At 54.2% G+C, this 17116-nt stretch carries 15 protein-coding genes; 7 read left to right on the top strand and 8 right to left on the bottom strand.

The features are described 5' to 3' along the window. Window position 1 precedes the first annotated feature (1 nt). Both SIB64_RS14900 and SIB64_RS14895 read left to right on the top strand, forming a co-directional pair. Complete coding sequence (locus SIB64_RS14900; protein ID WP_413440971.1) at window positions 2–850, top strand: ABC transporter permease; 849 nt, start codon at window positions 2–4, stop codon at window positions 848–850. Then, window positions 843–2093, top strand: a complete 1251-nt coding sequence (locus SIB64_RS14895; protein WP_413440970.1) for a sugar ABC transporter — start codon at window positions 843–845, stop codon at window positions 2091–2093. Before SIB64_RS14900 ends, SIB64_RS14895 begins: the two co-directional genes overlap by 8 nt. A gap of 28 nt (window positions 2094–2121) precedes the next feature. On the opposite strand, the gene SIB64_RS14890 is transcribed toward SIB64_RS14895, so the two are convergent. After that, window positions 2122–3999, bottom strand: coding sequence for a rhamnan synthesis F family protein (locus SIB64_RS14890; RefSeq protein WP_413440969.1), 1878 nt, complete (start codon window positions 3997–3999; stop codon window positions 2122–2124). A gap of 15 nt (window positions 4000–4014) precedes the next feature. On the opposite strand from SIB64_RS14890, the gene SIB64_RS14885 reads away from it, so the two are divergent. From SIB64_RS14885 to SIB64_RS14875, 3 genes are all read left to right on the top strand, one after another. Next, complete coding sequence (locus tag SIB64_RS14885; RefSeq protein WP_413440968.1) at window positions 4015–4779, top strand: hypothetical protein; 765 nt, start codon at window positions 4015–4017, stop codon at window positions 4777–4779. Beyond that, complete coding sequence (locus SIB64_RS14880; RefSeq protein WP_413440967.1) at window positions 4752–4931, top strand: hypothetical protein; 180 nt, start codon at window positions 4752–4754, stop codon at window positions 4929–4931. Before SIB64_RS14885 ends, SIB64_RS14880 begins: the two co-directional genes overlap by 28 nt. Before the next feature lie 67 nt (window positions 4932–4998). Beyond that, a complete protein-coding gene (locus SIB64_RS14875) occupies window positions 4999–5919 on the top strand; it encodes a hypothetical protein (protein WP_413440966.1) in 921 nt (306 codons plus the stop codon). On the opposite strand, the gene SIB64_RS14870 is transcribed toward SIB64_RS14875, so the two are convergent. After that, window positions 5895–8003 (bottom strand): rhamnan synthesis F family protein, encoded by a 2109-nt coding sequence (locus SIB64_RS14870; RefSeq protein WP_413440965.1) that lies wholly within the window; start codon window positions 8001–8003, stop codon window positions 5895–5897. The genes SIB64_RS14875 and SIB64_RS14870 overlap by 25 nt on opposite strands. Continuing rightward, window positions 8003–8722, bottom strand: a complete 720-nt coding sequence (locus tag SIB64_RS14865; RefSeq protein WP_413440964.1) for a hypothetical protein — start codon at window positions 8720–8722, stop codon at window positions 8003–8005. The genes SIB64_RS14870 and SIB64_RS14865 overlap by 1 nt, the downstream gene beginning before the upstream one ends. A 32-nt stretch (window positions 8723–8754) precedes the next feature. Between SIB64_RS14865 and SIB64_RS14860 the strand changes: the two genes are divergently transcribed. After that, window positions 8755–9759, top strand: a complete 1005-nt coding sequence (locus SIB64_RS14860) for a hypothetical protein (RefSeq protein WP_413440963.1) — start codon at window positions 8755–8757, stop codon at window positions 9757–9759. After that, entirely contained in the window at window positions 9756–11030 is a 1275-nt protein-coding gene (locus SIB64_RS14855) for a sulfotransferase family protein (protein WP_413440962.1), read from the top strand. The genes SIB64_RS14860 and SIB64_RS14855 overlap by 4 nt, the downstream gene beginning before the upstream one ends. On the opposite strand, the gene SIB64_RS14850 is transcribed toward SIB64_RS14855, so the two are convergent. From SIB64_RS14850 to rfbA, 5 genes are read right to left on the bottom strand one after another with little or no spacing between them, the layout of a single operon-like run. After that, window positions 11002–13590, bottom strand: coding sequence for a glycosyltransferase (locus tag SIB64_RS14850; protein WP_413440961.1), 2589 nt, complete (start codon window positions 13588–13590; stop codon window positions 11002–11004). The genes SIB64_RS14855 and SIB64_RS14850 overlap by 29 nt on opposite strands. After that, window positions 13587–14702 carry a dTDP-glucose 4,6-dehydratase gene (rfbB, locus tag SIB64_RS14845; RefSeq protein ID WP_413440960.1) on the bottom strand — a complete coding sequence of 372 codons (1116 nt, stop codon included), beginning with the start codon at window positions 14700–14702 and terminating at the stop codon, window positions 13587–13589. The genes SIB64_RS14850 and rfbB overlap by 4 nt, the downstream gene beginning before the upstream one ends. Then, a complete protein-coding gene (gene rfbD, locus SIB64_RS14840; RefSeq protein ID WP_413440959.1) occupies window positions 14699–15595 on the bottom strand; it encodes a dTDP-4-dehydrorhamnose reductase in 897 nt (298 codons plus the stop codon). The genes rfbB and rfbD overlap by 4 nt, the downstream gene beginning before the upstream one ends. Next, entirely contained in the window at window positions 15592–16182 is a 591-nt protein-coding gene (rfbC, locus tag SIB64_RS14835; RefSeq protein ID WP_413440958.1) for a dTDP-4-dehydrorhamnose 3,5-epimerase, read from the bottom strand. The genes rfbD and rfbC overlap by 4 nt, the downstream gene beginning before the upstream one ends. Continuing rightward, window positions 16172–17113 carry a glucose-1-phosphate thymidylyltransferase RfbA gene (gene rfbA, locus SIB64_RS14830; RefSeq protein WP_413440957.1) on the bottom strand — a complete coding sequence of 314 codons (942 nt, stop codon included), beginning with the start codon at window positions 17111–17113 and terminating at the stop codon, window positions 16172–16174. Before rfbA ends, rfbC begins: the two co-directional genes overlap by 11 nt. Between the last annotated feature and the right edge of the window lie 3 nt (window positions 17114–17116).

Here is a 17116-nt window from a genome sequence, read left to right as displayed (position 1 = left end):
TATGATTCGTTCTTTAAGCGTTGCTCTCTCTAAGTTGCAATCACAGATTACTGTGATTTTGGCTATTTCAGTCTATGAACGCAATCGAAAGGCTGCAAGTAGTCCCTTTGGCTCGTGGGACTCTTTGCTTCAACCTTTGCAAATGCTCGCATTTTTGTTGCTGATTCGGCTTGGTTTACGGTCATTGATGAGTGGCGGAGGAATGACTCTTCCTCGGATGGGAGTTGTAAGTACTGATTTATTTTTTAATCCGGTCATCTTTTTAGTGACTGGATTGTGCATCGTATTTCTTTTTCGTACTGTCGCTCTGAAGTCAATCAATGGATTGCGTTTAAAAGCGCCATTGTTTTATTCAAGGGTTAGTCCGATGGATATCTTGCTGGCCTCTGCCTTGAATGATGTGAGGGCACTGGCCTTTTTATCAGTGTTCACGCTTGTACTTGGTTGGGGCTTTACCTGGAGTTTTCGATTTGATCGTCCTGGACTTGCAATAAGCGCTTATCTATTGACAGTTGTGATGGCCGTAGGGTTTGGTGTTTGTATTCTTTTTGTTGGTAAATTCTTACCCGCACTTAAATCAATAGTCAAGAGGTTCATGCAGCGCATAATCATATGGACATCCGGAATTTTCTTTGCCACTTTCGAGCTTCCAGCTCAGGTGAGACCGTTAATTACTTGGAACCCAATTCTTCATGGCGTTGAAATTTTTCGCTACTCAATTAATGATTCTTATCCGATTCCAGGAATTTCTTTTCGATACTTATTGATTTGCTCTTTGATGTGTGCTAGTTTTGCTCTGATTTTGTATAGGGTCAACGAATCCATGCTGATCGCCGATAACGATGATTAAGTCTATTTCGAATAGCGGCGATCAGGCTGGAAATACCGATGATTCCGGTAAGCCTGGAACCGAACAGTCTGCACTCGTTTTCCCAAAAAAGTTTTTACAGACGCCGTCCAATTTACAAGTTGATTCCACTTGGAGATCTGGAGTAAGTCGATTTTTAAAGTCAGCGTTCTCCCCACGCACCTTTCTAGTTGGCTTCGTGGGTCTGTCCGCCTTATATGCATTTAATATCGGTCGAAGTCGATATAGTTCTGTTTCTGAATTTTATGTACAACAGCCAGTTCCTGTCAACTCGGCGGCGACCTCCATCTTCGGCTCTGGAGTTTCTGTTCCCCAGATGATGAATTCATTGTTGGACGGGCAGTATCTCAAAGTTTTTCTTGCTTCTCCCGATATTAAAAATAAGTTGTACCCAAAGCCTGAGGAGTTGGAGAAGATTTATGCACCCGAACGACCTGATATTTTTTCTGGTCTTCAGCCTGATAGTACGGCAGATACGCAATTAGATTTTTATCGTCGTCAGATTAGTATCGAGTCACAACCAATGACTGGCTCAGTCATTATACGTACCTTTGGTTTTCAGCCAGAGCAGGCTCTTAAGCTCAATAAAATGCTTTTGAGCCAATCACAGAAGTTTGTGAATGAAGTCAATCAATCTATAAGTGCAGATCAGAAGATTTTTGCTGAAAAAGAACTTGATATTGCTGAAAATAATTTGGAAGAGGCAAAGCAAAAGCTGCAAGCTTTTCAGGATCGTTATGGACAATTGAGCCCTGAAGTCGAGCAGCAAACAACATCGTCATTTATCGCACAGCTTGAATCTAATCTTGTTGATCTTAAGGTTGAATTGGCAACGTTAAGGCGTCGATACATTGATCAGTCTTCACCTGAAGTTGCCTATGTTTCCGATCAGGTTCAGGAACTAGAACGACAGATTCGGGAGGAGCGCCGTAAAGCTGTCGGCCCCAATGGTCGAGATTTAAACAAGCTCACCTCGCAGTCAGCAAGTCTGCAATCTGATGTTGAGTTTGCATCGAAATCCCTTGATGCGGCCCGAATTGCTGTAGATAACAGTCGAAGGGAAAGCCAGCGTCAATTAAAATTCATTGTAATGTTGAGTAAGCCACAGCTTTCCATTGAAGAAGATATGAATTGGCGTTGGCAATTTTTCCTAGCCTCTGTTGGGATTGTGATTGTTTCATGGGCTGCCGGTGGCTTTTTGTTGGCAGCAATCCGTAAGAATTGATTTTACTGGCTAGCAATAAAGCAATTTTTTAATCATGTAATTCTTGAATTTGGCTCAATATTTTCTTAGCTAGTTTTTTGTTTCCAGCTGAAATAACCTCTTGCCATCCAGTAAGGTCTTGTCCTGTTGGATTGTCTCTTAGTAGGCTGACTTTGAGAAAAGGAAAGTCTTGCTCTTCAATTAGATTTTTCCAGTAAAAATGGAGAGCATTCCCATTGTTGTTTTGAAGATATAGGCTTTTGAGGCATAATCCTGCGTGGTGGAGCTGTTGCGAGAGTCCTACTTCGCAGGCTTTGACTAATTCCCGTTTTGTAGGCAACACTTGCAGAGATTGCCAAAATCTTTGAAAGGCCTTGCTTTGCAGGGCGCTCTTTCGAAACACAAGAAATGACGATTGCAGATGGTAGTCGTACATCAAATCGTCGGTCAATCCGATGACATCTGCGTCGCATTCATTGATGCGCTCAAATAAAGAGGTCAGTGGTCTAACGGGTCCCCAAAGGCTGTCATTTGTCAAAACAATTTGATTGTAGTTTTTAAGTCTCGTTGCTAAGAATCTGAGTCCAGTCATCCAACTGCCAAAGTCGTATCCTTCGTTATTGCGAATGATCACTGCATCACAGCGTCTTTTCAGGCGCTGAAGAATCTGTTTATTCTCGCTGAGTTCGGGAGTGCTGCTGATCAATACAAGATCTGCATGCTTTCGATAGGATTCTAGAAGGTCGAATAAATCATCTCGAATATTTCCGTTGTGATCGTAATGTGCGAAAAAAAGAAGTGTTTTTCTTGAGCGTCTGTTTTTGAAGTCATCGCGTTGCCAGCAATGCACAATCTGTTCTCTAACCAATCGTCTCGGCAGCTGTTGTGAATTCTCCTTCAGCGCGAATGTTCTTGAATGTGGGTGTAGGTGGCGGCTGGTGAGTTGATCGCCGTGCTGGTAGATCTTTGCGTGCTTATGCCGCAGCAACCCCTGTTCTTTTTGCTGTCTAGCAAAGGCCTGTCCCTCAAGATCTTTGCCACGACTTTTCCCTTCGTGGTGAATGATGTTGGGATAAGGAGTCACCATCACGCTGTAACCTTTCTGCCGCAACCTCAGGCATAAATCCACGTCATTAAACGTCACTGCAAAATCTTCATTGAATCCCTGGATGGCATTAAAGACATCTGTCTTGATCATGAGACATGCCGCGGATGCTGCACTGAACTCTTCCTCAACCCGTAAAGGAGTTAATCGATTGAGAATGGCAGAATCTGCAATCCCTTTGCCCGGTTCCAGCAACGCCCTTCGCTCCCCTCGAATCATGATGGCTCCCTGATGTTGGAGGCTGCCGTTTGGATACTGCAAACGACTTCCAACTGCACCGGTGCTTTTGAAGGCAAAGGGTGCAAGAAGGTGTTCGAGTGTCTTGGCTGAATGAAATTCAATATCGTTGTTCAGAAGCAATAGGAAATTGCCACGGGCACTCCTGCGGCCAGCATTATTCAGTGCAGCGAAATTGAATTTACTGCTGATGTTCAGAATCGTAATGTCGCGTTCGTGATCAAAAGTTGAAAGCCAATCAAACGTCTTTTGCTCAAGGCTATTATTATTGATCAGAATGATTTCATAATTGATTTCTCCTGCGTATCTGCGGATTGAATCGATGCAAGCCTGCGTGACTTCCGATTGGTCTTTGAATGGAATGACGATCGAGACGATGGTTGATGTTTCAGGTTTCCAGCGACATCGTTGAGCGCCTGGAATCTCGTCGTGTGGCTCCAGCCAACCACCTTCAGCGAGAAAGGGTTTGGCATGCGTTGCCAGCGTTCTGTTCAGCGCTGCGATCTGTTTGTCATGGAAGACTTGTCGTTCCATGGGAGAGGCAATATCAAGAAGTGATGGATTGCGGAAGGGTGTTCTGGTCAACAACGTCTCTGAGCAATGACCGCTTCGTCCTCCATTGGCCAGAACCTGCAGAGCGAGATTGACAAGCAGTTCGTGCATCGACTGCATCTCTTGCGGTGGGACCAGTTGTTGCAGATGCTTGGCTTTGATGGTCACAAGGCCGCCGAAACCACCCCGGCAGATCAGCCGAGCAGCCGTCGCTGCAACTCGGCATTGAGGATGACCGGTTTGGGTCGGGTCCGTTGGATTCCACGCGATCAGTTCATCGCTGCTGCAAAGTGCAAGATCCGGTTGGTTGTGCCAACAGGAACTCAGTTGGTCAAGGGCGTCTTTACGCAATTGATCGCTGTGGTGGCAAAAGCTCACTGGCGTCTCGGGAGCCATCGCGCTGATCGCCTTCCACAGCACAGCAGGCTTACGAAGTGGGGCGGCCAGCACCGTTTCCCATCCGGCGCTTCGTCCCATGCGCAGGGCCTGCCGCGGATCAGCATCCATCACAACCAGTTGGGGACGCTGGCGGGGCCGAAGGAGAGGGATGTCGGTCTGAACCGGTGGGACGTGGTTGTAAAGATCCAGACAAGCTGCGACGGGTTGGTTCCGCTGAAACGCATCCCGCCCGAAGCTGCTGAGGTGAGCAAGGGCACAAAGCTGCTCCTGTTTGCAGATTGCGCGATGGGGCTGTTTCAGCTCGAGTGCATAGGCATCGATCGCCAAAGCCGGCAGGTCGTCATAGAGCGGCAGCTCCCCAAGAAGAATCCTGTTCAGGACTCCCGATGCGATCAGCTGGTCGGTATCGGATAGGTCAGGATGACTGGCGAGCAGGGCTTGCAGGTGAAGGCCAGCGTGCTCCGGCCTCCATTTCTCCGGGGCCACCAGAAGCTCGGCAGGCAGAAGCCTTGGATGCAGAAATCGCCGCTCGAGGTTCGGATGGCGTCCCGCCAGACCGTCGCTGAGTTCGTCGGCATCGAGAGGGTCTCGGCGATGGCGTCGTAACAACCGAAGCAGTGGGCGGTGCTGGCCTTGGCCTGCACTGAGGCTGAGCGCTTCCTTCAATCGATCGGAGGTGTTGACCATGAGCGCCGCTCCACGAATCGTCAGTTAAGCCTGCAATCTTTCAACACCTCGTACGCTTCTCTGAACGTTTTGACGAAGCGGGGGATGCCCAACACAGCGCTGCGTCGTAAGCCATTGGTGGATGCCTGTCGCAAGGAGGGATGGGATCCGCGTTATCTGAATCAACAACCCGCTCACGGTGAAACTCCCGTGGATCTTCTGTTGCGTGAACTCCAGGATTTGAGTGATGCAGGTCGTCAGGATGTCAGGAATCGGCTTCTCTACGCAGTACAGCATCAGGGATTTGAAGACTCCCGCCTTCCGGAAGTCGGGCCAGATGCCATCCAGCGCCCTCGTCCTGATCCCTTGATTGCACTTCGCAAGGTTCTCCAGAAAGCGGAGATTCAGCCTGTTGTCCTGCTGGATGACCTCAGCGATGGCATTGAACTGGCCTGTGCCAAGGAGATGCAGTTGCAACGGCAGCAGGGCAACCACCAGTTGGTGGTTGCGCTCGGTCGTCGTGCTCAGAAGCTTGGTTTGGATCATCCGCGCATTCAGAGCAACCTGAACCGTTCTGATCGGCAATGGAAACGCGACGCCTTGATGGAGAAGGTGGAGAGGTTGCTGGCAGGAAAACGCTCCGCGCAGGACAAGGCGGAACGGTTAATGATTGAGGCGATCACTGATGACCCGGAGTTCAGGGTTTGCAGGCGTCAACTCGAGCATTGCCTGCGCGAACGTTTGGGTGCAGTAAAAAATGACCCTCTGGCCTCTGAGCTTTTGGATCAGCGGGTGGGTCTCGAACTCAATCGGCGGCGCCTCGCGTTGCTGGAACAACGGCTGTCAAGCGAGCTTGTCGCTGATCAGGGAAACATGGAACTAGGCTGATGCGGGTGAACCGGCTGATGGCGTTGCAAAAGGTACGGAAGAAGCCGCTCATAGGCATGGGCGAGGGACCCATCGGTGGCATGTCCTGGTTCGAACTGAATCAGCTCGGGTAACGGGCTGCGCTGCAGTTCTTGCATCAGGGTGCTGCATCTGGCCCAGAACATCGTTCCGCGGACAAAGGGCTGCTCAATCTCTACGGGAAGTTGGTATCGCTCCAGCAGCTCCCTTACCAACATGTCGTTAGCGCCGGTGGTTCGATCCTTTTGGCTCCGAACCATCAGAAATTGCTCTGGCGCCAATAAACCGAGATCAGGTTTGTGGAGGAAACAGTTGATGATTGATTGAACATTGTCGCGGTTGCCCAGCAGACCGTTCAGGAGTCCGCGGCGCCATCGCTTGCCTTTGTCGGCTCCCGATGCACGACGCGATTTCTTGGTGTGGACTTTGAGAATTAGATCCGCGGGATTGGCATCGGCAACCTGGATCCTGCGAATCACTTCAAAGAATGGACCCACATCCATGCCACGGTTTGGCACGCTGATGATTTGCACGCTGCGAAAACGCGGTTGAAACATCCGTTCCAGTCGACTGATCAGAGTGGGTGTCTGCTTATGGGTTGGAACAGTGATGTAGAGGTCTGTGGTGGGACCTGCGACAGATTGAAGTTGCTTTGACAGTTCAAAGACAAGATCTGTGTAATAAAGGTGAGCAACAACTGCGATTCCAGGCCAGTTGCTTTCTGTTGAAGATCGATGGGTTGCCAGGGTGTTTGTGATTAGTGGACGGTGGATCCGATCAATGAAGGCTTCCAAACCCAGGCATGAGGCAATGGCACGGCGATCTGACGGTGTTGGTGGAGGTTGATCGCGGAGGGTTTTAAGGAGTGGTTCAACCGCATCCACATCATGGTGGTCGTAGATCAGAACACCACTGCGATTGTTCATCAGGTCAACCAGCCCTGTTGTGGATGGAAGCAAGACCTTGCAGCCATGGAGATAGGCCTCAACAGCAGATAGAGGAAAGGTGTCCTCTAGGGATGAGAGAAAGAAAATATCTGTCTTGGACAGGATTCGTTGCAGGGCTTGGCTGCCCAAGTGCCCGAGGTGAAGCACATCGGGTCCCAGGCTGATGTATTTGTCCCTGATCTGTCCAGCCCAACTGAAACGGAACCCCTGCGGTGTCATTTGTGAAGCACAGCTGTTGAACAAGGCCACCCCCTTGCGCTCTTTGACTGTGCCAACCATCAACACTGTTGAACTGTTACGTCGATTTCGTTGTGTTGGATCCTCCGAATTGATATTAAGGGTCGGATTGCGAATGATTGTATGGCTTTTGGCTAAGCCATAGGGTGCAAAATCGTCCCTTTGACGTTGACAACATAGAAGTAAATCGAGGTGGGGAATGATGTTGCGAATTCGTTGTTTCTGATCTTCAGGAAGTCGATCAAGAATCCATGCCGTTTCATGCAGATAACCGTGCACACTTCGTCCGGATGTCGTGGCGGCTTCCGCGACGGCCTTGGCCAGGTGCCTGACATTGCAAATCTGTTGAAGACCATTGATCAGCACGGTGTCGTGTTGATCAATCAGGCGTCTGATCAAGTCCGGGCAGGCATCGTCGGAAAGCTGAACGGAATGCAAGCGCATGCCGCCGAGGTGATGCAGGAAATTCAGGTAGTGGGAGATCGGCCTGAACACCCCTGTGCTGAGGCTGAAGTTGTTGCCCAGAACCAGCAGCGAACGAGGTGCTGACGCTGTTTCGGCTGGTGAGGTGCAGGACCACCAGCTGTTCAGGCAGGTTTCGAGTTCGTCATTGAAGTACCAGTTGTGGTCCTCCTGATGACGTTCGCGATCGATCCCTGGACTGGGTGCGCGTTGGGTGGGCAGATGGTCGCGGCTGCTGTGGCTGGGCTCTAGAACCAGGCCGTGTCGCTCCAGTCGCTCACGTTCGCCAGCCACGATTTCCGCAAAAAACGGACGATGCGCGTATTGCTGTTCAATTGTGTCGAGAACGGTTTTGGCCCCGCTGAAATCAGCTTCAGCAAGGTGCTTTCGGTAGAGAACCAGCAGCGGCCCGTGAACCATCAGGGTGAGGCCGCTGCATCAGCCGTCGCACTCGCCAGTTGCAGAGCCCGATCGCCAATCGTGTTCTGTTCTTTCAGCATTTTCTGCTGTTCACGGCTCAACAGTAAGTAGTGCTCGAGTTCAGCTTCCAGTCGCCGGGTTCGCTCATCGTCTGTTGTCCAATCCCCTTGGGTTTGGCTTGAAGAACACCAGTCCTTGAGCAAGCTGTCGATGTCTCCCCTGTGCTGAAGCTGTTGCATCAGGTCGCTATCTGCATGACCGCCGAACAGTTCCGCTTGCACTTCGAGATCCAGGTAAGCGCTGTAGAGATCCGGCAGTGATCGAAACAGTTCCAGCAGAACCAGACGGTTCAGTGGCGGAATGGTTGGGACCGTCGCAATGGTTTTGGGGTTTCCATCTCCGTCGATCCATCGAGACAGGTCATCGTTTTCCAGTCCCCGCAGACGCCAATCGGCCACCAGTGGACCTCGGTTCCTGTGGCTCAGAAGCTGGTCGAATTTTTTTTGAAGGGTTTTGGCACTAATCGGTCCCGCATCACTGCTCTGCCAGTGCTGCAACAAGGCTGCAGGGTGTCGATAGATCAGCACCAGTGCCCCCTCCGCTGCCGCCGGATCGCCCTTGTGGCGGCGCAGTCCAGCCGCTTTCAACAGTCTGAGCAGTTCAGCATCGAGAGGGAAGGGAGAAAACCAGTGGCTCACGCGTAGTCCCACACGCGCCAAGACCTTAAGTTGGCCAGGTGCAGGTCAATCGGATGAATCCAGCCAAGCACTTCCATGTGCTCATCGGAGCTCCGACGTTGGCTGATCACCTCCCCCACGGGCCTGCTCTGGTTGTCGACGCTGATCAGACGCAGCTGGATCGTCTGGCCAGTGACCTGAAGGAGAACGCAGCGGTCTTCTCTTTCCCCTGTGTGCTTCTCTGCGCGGTGGTCAGTGCTGAACCAGGGCAACTCTTGCCCTGGTTCAGCTTCAGTGACGGCCGCTTCGATGGTGTGCTTGCCCCCGAACATTGGACAAGCGGGGCAGGGAACTTGCGATGCCTTCACCAGCAGACACGCACTGGTCAGACTCTGGCGGCACTGCTGGATGAGGCCGCTCTTCCGTTGGAAGAACATCAGACCGGTTGCCTGTTGATGCGCCAGGGGGATCCCCTTGCCGCGATTGCTGGATGTGGTGATTGGGCCGCTTTGTTTCAGACCGTTCAGGTGCTCAGCCCCCAGGCAGAGAAACACTGGGCTGGGGTACTGGCCGGCCAGCTTGAACCGCTTGGATTTCGGCGTCAGGACGACGGCCTTCTCTTCCAGAGATCCGGGTTGCAGATGTTGCGATCCCTGGTGGAGAGACTGCAGGATCAGCGGGCTGCTCTGGTGCAGGAGCGCGATGAGCAGCTCTCCGAGCGCCGTCAGCTCGCTCAAACCCTCGAGGACGCACAGCAAACGCACGCCAAGGAGCTGGCCAGGGTTCAGGACTTTGCGGATCAGAGGCTCGATGAGACCCGGCGCGAGTTGAATGGTTCATGCTCCGTTTTGATCGAGGAGCGGGATCAACTCAAACAGCATCTTGATGCTCTGGAGCTCAGTCATGCGCAAAGCTTCAGGGATGCCACTGAGCAGCATCGAAGGGAGATTGAGCAGCTCGAACAGGAGATCAGATTCAAGACCCTCCAGCAGGAAGCTTTAGCGCGTGCATCCAGTGCTTCGGTTCATTTGATCACGGACCTGATGCTGGATCGGCGATCGGATTCCCCGTTCCAATGACGCTGCATTCTCGGTATTCAGTTGCCGTTGAACGCTGGATGGATGGGCTCTGGGGTGATGCCGTCCAGCCTTCATCGGTGCCCGATTTGGCGCAGCCACCACTTCTGGATGGTCTGAAGCGGATGCCGGCTCCGATGGAGACAGATGCTGGAGCCGTTGCCGACTGGGCTGGGACATGTGATGCGTCCGTCAGGGTTGTTCTGCTGCTGATTCGGGAGCATCTGGTGCAGGCCTGCCGATATCTCCTGCTGGACCGGTCAGAGCAAGCCGCTCAACACCTCAACACTGCCATGACGGTTCTGGATCAAGCCGGTGATGGATCGGATGACTGCTTCGCAATCGGAGGATCGGTTGCGCCAGTGCGCGAGGCTGCCCTGCGGGCTCTTCCCGATGTGCTGGTCGCTCAGATGGAGCTGCACAGAGCTGTTGCCTATGGAGGATTACCACCACGGCTGGCGGTGGTGCTCGGGATGCATCGAAGCGGCACCTCGGCGCTTACGGGGATGCTCGCTCAGGCGGGTTTGGATGTGCCCGACGACCTGATGGATCGCCCCGATGACGTGATCAATCTCAAGGGGTACTGGGAATCGGAGGGCCTAATGCAAGTGAACGACCGCCTGTTTGAAGATCTGGGCCTGCATTGGTCCAGCAGCGATCAGCTGCCGCTGAACTGGTGGACGACCCAGAAAGCTGTGGTGTGGAGGCGACAACTGATTCACCAGCTCACCCAGACCTGCCGCGGCACCCATCATCCGGTCATCAAGGATCCAAGGATGTGCGTTCTGATGGCTGGCATGCGTCCGCTGTTCAACGCAGCTGTTGTGGATTTCTGCTTCTTCATTCCTGTCCGTCACCCCATGGAGGTGGCTCGATCGCTGCAGACAGCACAGGGAACAAGCCTTGGCAGAGGTTTGGCACTTTGGATCGCCCACGTAAGAGAGGCGGAACGGGAGACGCGTGGTCAACGACGGCTGATTCTCAGCTTCAACAACTTGTTGCAGGAGCCGGATGCCGTCCTCGCCCAGTGCCGGCAGATCACGCATCCAGACGATACGGATGCAGGCCTCACGTCTCAGGCCGCTGGATTCATCGATCCGTCTTTGCAACGGCAGCGAAAAGAGGAGCGAATGGATGACGTGTCAAACGAGGTGGCACCGTTGCTGGATGAGGCAATGGCGATTCACGACATTTTGGTGAATCACCCTGCGGATACCGCCTCTCTCCACCAGCAGATGGATGCAGTTACGCAAGTGGGTGAGACCAGTGGCTGAAGCTGTTGTTCTGGTCGAAGCGAAGATCACTGCTGCGGGGTTGGTAGGGCTGGAATGATCTGGTCACGTTCTGACTCGGGAGCTGCAAGAGCCCCAGCATTTGCTTGAAGCTGCTGATCAGTGCTGCTGGGCTGAAATGGTCAGCAATGAAGCCGCGACCAACGGCCGACAACGCCTGCCGCTGCTCCGGCGAGTAATCGCTCAGCTCCACAACCAGCGCGGCCAGGCCTTCAGCATGATCGGCCACCCGCACGGCATCACAGCTTCGTTCTGCGCTGATGATTCCTTCCGCGCCGATGGAAGTGGTCACGATCGGTAGACCATGGGCCAGAGAACTCAGCACCTTCCCTTTCACACCAGCTCCCTCCAGCAGAGGTGCAAGGCCAACGTGGGCGCGATTCAGAAGCTCGCTCAGATTCTCCACGTATCCAAGAACGTGAATGCTGGGGTTTTGATCAAGGCCCGCAGGTGGATTTTTGCCGGCAATCAGCAACTGAAGCTCAGGCCGTTGCGCCTGGACCAATGGCCAAATCTGCTCCACCATCCATTGGGCTGCAGTCACATTCGGAGCATGCGCGAAATTGCCAACAAACAGAACCTGACCTGAAGGGGTGGTCTGTTGTGGAGTGAAAGCAGCATCTGTTGTTGAAACAACTGGTGGAAGCACCACGGAAGTGTGTGCATGCAATGCCTGAGCAATCTGGTTTTCCTGCTCGCTGATGTGAAGAACCAGATCGACCTCTCTAAAAATCCTGGTTTCAAGTTGTTTGAGCTTCGCTGACTTTTTCAAAAGCTTCTTTTTCTCGTCCGTACTGGTGAGATTCGCGGCTGTCCTGTCTGTGCGTAGAAAATGGAGATCATGTGTGAAGTAAGCGATTGGTGTAGCCGGAGCAAGCTTCCGGAGCATTTCCAGATGCCGGTAATTGCCAGGCCGTGCAATTAGAACAAGATTGAATTCGAGACTCTGTTTGATGAAAATGTCGTGAATTGATTCGATTTCGGGATGGGCCAAAACCTGGATTCCCCTTGAACCCATCAACAGTGCTTTGTCTTCGAGTCGACAGAGGTTGTCCATAGGAGCATAGGAAATCGCGTATCCAAGTTCTTTGAGGGCGAGGCAATAATTCATCATGAATAGTGAGCCAGCATCTCCTTCCGGATCAAGTAAAAGATTTTCTAGAACAAGAATTGATCCCACCGTTCCGCGGTGTTTTGCCTTGGCTAACTTTTCTCCATTCGGTTGGTAATGGCTTAAGCGCTCTCGCCATTTATCTAGAAACTTCACCTGATTTTTCAGTTGGAAAGCCTTGGTTCCCTGGCCTAAATCGGTGCCATTTGAAATGCCTTCGTGGTGGATGGCCTGCGAGCTGGGCTGGTAGATCACCTTCAGTCCATGTTCACGAATCATCAGGGCCAGGTCTGTGTCCTCGTAGTAAGCGGGGATATAGCGACGATCGAATCCGCCCACCGCATCCCAGACGGAGCGAGGCACCATGATCGACGCACCAGAGATGTAATCGGCGCTGCGGGCGTAGTTGAAATCAGGGTGATCGGGTCGCTTGAGTCGACCAAGATTCCATGCGGATCCGTCGCTCCAGACAATGCCCCCGGCTTCCTGAAGTCGACCATCCGGGTAGATCAGTTTGGATCCCACTAGGCCTACACCTTGTTCTTGCTGGAATGTTTCCGCGAGGCCCTGGATCCAGCCAGGAAGAACTTCGATGTCGTTGTTGAGAAGAACAACCAGGCTGTCAGTTCGACTGCGGCAAACGGCCTGATTGCAACTCTCTAGAAAGCCGAGATTGTTTGTATTGACATGGAACTCCAGGCATCCCTGTTGGCTAAGTCGATGCAGAACGATATGGCCGTCTTTTTTGGGGTGGTCATCGTCAACCACCTGAAGATTGACATCGAACCGTCCATGAATCATCTGACGGTTGATCAGGAGGTCCTTGAACACTGATGCAAGACAGCGAAGGGTAAAGATCGGCTGTCCATAGGTGGGGATGATGATGTCGACAGGCTGACCCTGCCCTGAGCCGATGGCGCCAACCGCTTGGGCCGCTCGGTGCAGGTTTCTGCAGGCTCGGGCCAGATCGACAACATCGGAGGACCCGCTCCCTTTGGCTGACATTCGGCAGCGGAGTTCAAATGGAGCATCCGGTCGTTGCAAATGGTCCAGGTAGATCGTGTGCAGATTGCTGCAGAGCGCTTCGGTCTCCAGTTCGTCGTTGAGGCGCAGTTGGGCGCAGCTGTGCGGTGTGTTGACCCTTGAGCTTCGATCAAACAGCCATTGACTGAGATCCAGCATCGTGATGGCAGCGCTCAACTGCTTGCGGAACTCAAACAGCTCCTTTCCCTCAAGATCTTGCCCTGGGACTGCAAAGTTGTAGTCCTCGGGCTCGCCTTCCAGAGTGACTGCTGCCTCTCCTATCGGTGGAAAGAGAAGCATCGTGTCTTTTCCTCGGCTGACCTGGATGGGTTGGTAAGCCGCTAAGACGCCGAGATCCGATCGAAATCGGGCTTGGAAATAGTGCTGCTGAGCGTCGTTATTGATCACGTCACCGTTCCCAGGCGCCCTCCGTCGTAGTGCGCTTGTTCACGCACACGGCTGCACCAGTCTTGGTGATCGAGATACCAGCGGACGGTTTCGCGGAATCCAGTGCTCACGTCATGGCGTGGCTTCCAGCCGAGCTCGCTGCTGATTCGAGCAGGGTTAATGGCATAGCGGCGATCATGCCCCGGGCGATCGGTGACGCGACGGATCAGATCACGATGCGGAGCTGCACTGCGCTTGAGCTCATCCAGCTGGAGACAGATCGTTTCAACGACTTCGCGATTGGTGCGTTCGCCGTGGCCGCCGACGCAGTAACTCCGACCTGACTCGCCCTTGCAGGCGGCCAGGAGAAGGGCATCCACGTGGTCTTCCACGTAGAGCCAGTCCCTCACATTGAGGCCGTCGCCGTACAGGGGAATGTCCTCTCCAGCCGCTGCTTTCAGGGTGACCACCGGAATCAGTTTCTCCGGGAATTGCCATGGCCCGTAATTGTTGGAGCAGTTCGTGAGCACAACAGGCAGGCCGAAGGTGTGATGCCAGGCGTTCACGAGGTGGTCACTGGCCGCTTTGCTGGCTGAGTAGGGACTGCGCGGGTCGTAGGGGGTGGTTTCCTCGAACCGGCCGTGGGCTCCAAGCGAGCCAAACACTTCATCGGTGCTGATGTGGTGCAACCGGAACGGACCGCGTCGTGATTCCGGTAACCCCTCGTAGTGCAGGCGAACGGCTTGCAGGAGGTTGTAGGTGCCCGTCACGTTGCTGTCGATGAAGACCCCCGGCCCGGAAATCGATCGATCGACGTGGCTCTCGGCTGCGAGATGCATGACCAGGTCAGGATCAGCCCGCTTGACGGACTGGGCGACCGCCTCGGCGTCGCAAAGATCAACCTTGAGCAATTGATGTCTGTCTGCAGCCTCCGGACCCAGGCTCACCAGCACCTGGTTGATGCTGGTCAAATCACTGGCATATCCCATCTTGTCGAGGTTGAACACGATCGCCTCGCTCTCGTTCAGCAGGCGTCGCACCACAGCGCCACCGATGAAACCCGCTCCGCCGGTGACGAGCACACGGCAGCGGGAACCCAGCAGTTCAGCGGCTGAGGACATCACGTCAGTCATGGTTGCGTTGATTGAGGAGGGATGGCCATCAGCACGCTGCGCAGGGCGACACGCCAGTGCTGGCCATCCAGAGCGAGGGCTTTGCGGCTGCCAACACAATCCAGCAGCGAGTAGTCCGGTCGGCGCGCGGGGGTGGGGTATTCGGCAGTGCAGATCGGTTGCACTGTTGCTGGATGCTCCAGCAGACCCAGTTCCTGTCCAAGTTCTCCAACGGCGACAGCCACGTCGTACCAGCTGGCTGCTCCGGCATCGCTCCAGTGCAGCACCGGTGGCATGGGATCTGCGTCGCACTCGACAACACGCCAGCAGGCCTTGGCCAGAGTGAGGGTGCTGGTGGGGCACCCCACCTGATCCGCCACCACGCTGATCACGTCTTTGGTTTGATGCAGGCGGAGCATCGTGAGGGCGAAATTGCGGCCCACGGGTCCCATCACCCAGCTGGTGCGGAGGATTACAGCTGCCGCTGGGTCAAGAACCTCTTCAACGGCTTCCTCTCCCTTCGCTTTGGTCCGTCCATAGACGCCGAGTGGATCCCGCATTTGGTCGACTCTGTAAGGGGTTCCCTGCGATCCGTTGAAGACGAAATCCGTGCTCAGTTGCAGCAAACGACCCTTCCCCTTTGTGTTCGCCAGGGCTTCGGCGAAGGCCCGAGGTGCTCCGGCGTTCACTGCCATGGCGAGATCCTGGTTGGTTTCCGCCAAGTCGACGCCGGTGTATGCACCGGCATTGATCACCCATGCGGGCTGATGGGTGGCAACTGCGCTCCGGCATGCGGCAAAGTCAGCCAAATCCAGTTCAACGCGGCTGGTGGCGATGAGTTGAATCCCTGGAGGGGCCGAGGCCACAAGTGCCTGCCCAAGTTGTCCCGCGGCACCGGTCAGCAGCACCCTCATGGGAACAGGTCTCCTGTGGATTGAACGGCGCTGAATGACGGCGCCTCAGCATCCTTCCCTGAAAGGCTGACCTTCTCGCCGTGTAAAGCATGCTTTGGCCATTGAATAGCGAGATGTTCGTCATCCCATCGGATGGCCCGCTCGCAGCTGCGGTTCCAGAACCCTCGCGCCTTGTACTGCACTTCCGCTGTTGGGCTCAGGGTCAGAAACCCGTGGGCGAAACCCTCCGGAATCCAGAGCTGATGCTTGTTCTCTTCACTCAGTTCTGTGCCAATCCACTTGCCGAAGCTTGGCGATGAACGGCGAAGATCCACAGCAACATCAAAGATCGCTCCGACGCTGGCCCGGACAAGTTTGGCCTGGGGCTCAGGAGAGAGTTGGTAATGCAATCCTCGCAACACCCCACGGATCGAGCGCGAGTGGTTGTCCTGGGAGAAAACCACCGCTTCGCCAACAGCCTGGTTGAAGGCCCGCAGGTTCCAACTCTCGTAGAACCAACCACGAACATCGCCGAACACGCGCGGTTTGATCAGCAGTGGCCCTTCCAGGGTTTGACCGTGGATCGTTGTGAGTTGTTCAGCGTCCACTGGGAACCTCCAGGCTGCTCTGCAGCGCAGCGTGATCACTGATGTTCTCTTTCAGCAGCTGAAGGAGATAGGTGCCATAGCCGCTTTTACGCAGCGGTTGAGCCAGGTGTCTCAGCTGATCGGCATCAATCCAACCCTGGCGCCATGCCACCTCTTCCGGACAGCCCACCTTGAGACCCTGGCGATGTTCCAGGGTGCGGATGTATCCGGCAGCATCGTTCAACGAATCACAGGTGCCCGTATCGAGCCAGGCCATGCCACGGCCCATCAGTTCCACCCGCAGTTCTCCCTCTTCGAGATAGGAGCGGTTCAGGTCGGTGATTTCAAGTTCGCCTCGCGTTGAGGGGCGCACCTGACGGGCCCGTTCAACGACGGTTTGGTCGTAGAAATAAAGCCCGGTCACCGCATAACGGCTGCGGGGATGTTGTGGTTTCTCTTCAATGCTGAGCACTGTGCCGTCGGCGTTGAATTCGGCAACGCCATACCGTTCTGGATCCCTTACGGGGTAAGCAAACACGGTGGCTCCACGATCGCGTTGATTGCTTGACACCAGTTGGGGAACCAGGTCATGGCCGTGGAACAGGTTGTCACCGAGCACGAGAGCTGCTGGAGCCCCGGCCAGAAAGTCGGCGCCGATCAGAAAAGCCTGGGCCAGTCCATCAGGGCTGGGTTGGACGGCGTAGTGGATCCGCATTCCCCAGCGGGATCCATCCCCGAGCAGCCGGATGAATGCCTCCTTTTCGTGGGGCGTGGTGATGATCAGCACGTCCCTGATCCCAGCGAGCATCAATGTGCTCAGCGGGTAATAGATCATTGGCTTGTCGTACACAGGCAGGAGCTGTTTGCTCATTGCCTGTGTGATCGGATGGAGCCGGGTGCCACTGCCGCCGGCGAGGATGATCCCCTTGCGATGAACAGGGCTGGGCGTCATACG

The sequence above is a fragment of the Synechococcus sp. MIT S1220 genome, from assembly GCF_047303025.1.
In the GTDB taxonomy this organism is placed as follows: Bacteria; Cyanobacteriota; Cyanobacteriia; order PCC-6307; family Cyanobiaceae; genus Parasynechococcus.
Note: the sequence above shows the minus strand (reverse complement) of the source record. Positions and strands in the feature narration are given on the sequence as shown.

Bases quoted from the DNA above. Each gene is read 5' to 3' on its own strand.
- SIB64_RS14880 (WP_413440967.1), top strand. From the start codon at position 4,752: ATGCGATCAGCTGGTCGGTATCGGATAGGTCAGGATGACTGGCGAGCA.
- SIB64_RS14900 (WP_413440971.1), top strand. From the start codon at position 2: ATGATTCGTTCTTTAAGCGTTGCTCTCTCTAAGTTGCAATCACAGATT.
- SIB64_RS14885 (WP_413440968.1), top strand. From the start codon at position 4,015: ATGACCGCTTCGTCCTCCATTGGCCAGAACCTGCAGAGCGAGATTGAC.
- rfbA (WP_413440957.1), bottom strand. From the start codon at position 17,113: ATGACGCCCAGCCCTGTTCATCGCAAGGGGATCATCCTCGCCGGCGGC.
- SIB64_RS14860 (WP_413440963.1), top strand. From the start codon at position 8,755: ATGAATCCAGCCAAGCACTTCCATGTGCTCATCGGAGCTCCGACGTTG.
- rfbD (WP_413440959.1), bottom strand. From the start codon at position 15,595: ATGAGGGTGCTGCTGACCGGTGCCGCGGGACAACTTGGGCAGGCACTT.
- rfbB (WP_413440960.1), bottom strand. From the start codon at position 14,702: ATGACTGACGTGATGTCCTCAGCCGCTGAACTGCTGGGTTCCCGCTGC.
- SIB64_RS14870 (WP_413440965.1), bottom strand. From the start codon at position 8,003: ATGGTTCACGGGCCGCTGCTGGTTCTCTACCGAAAGCACCTTGCTGAA.
- SIB64_RS14855 (WP_413440962.1), top strand. From the start codon at position 9,756: ATGACGCTGCATTCTCGGTATTCAGTTGCCGTTGAACGCTGGATGGAT.
- SIB64_RS14895 (WP_413440970.1), top strand. From the start codon at position 843: ATGATTAAGTCTATTTCGAATAGCGGCGATCAGGCTGGAAATACCGAT.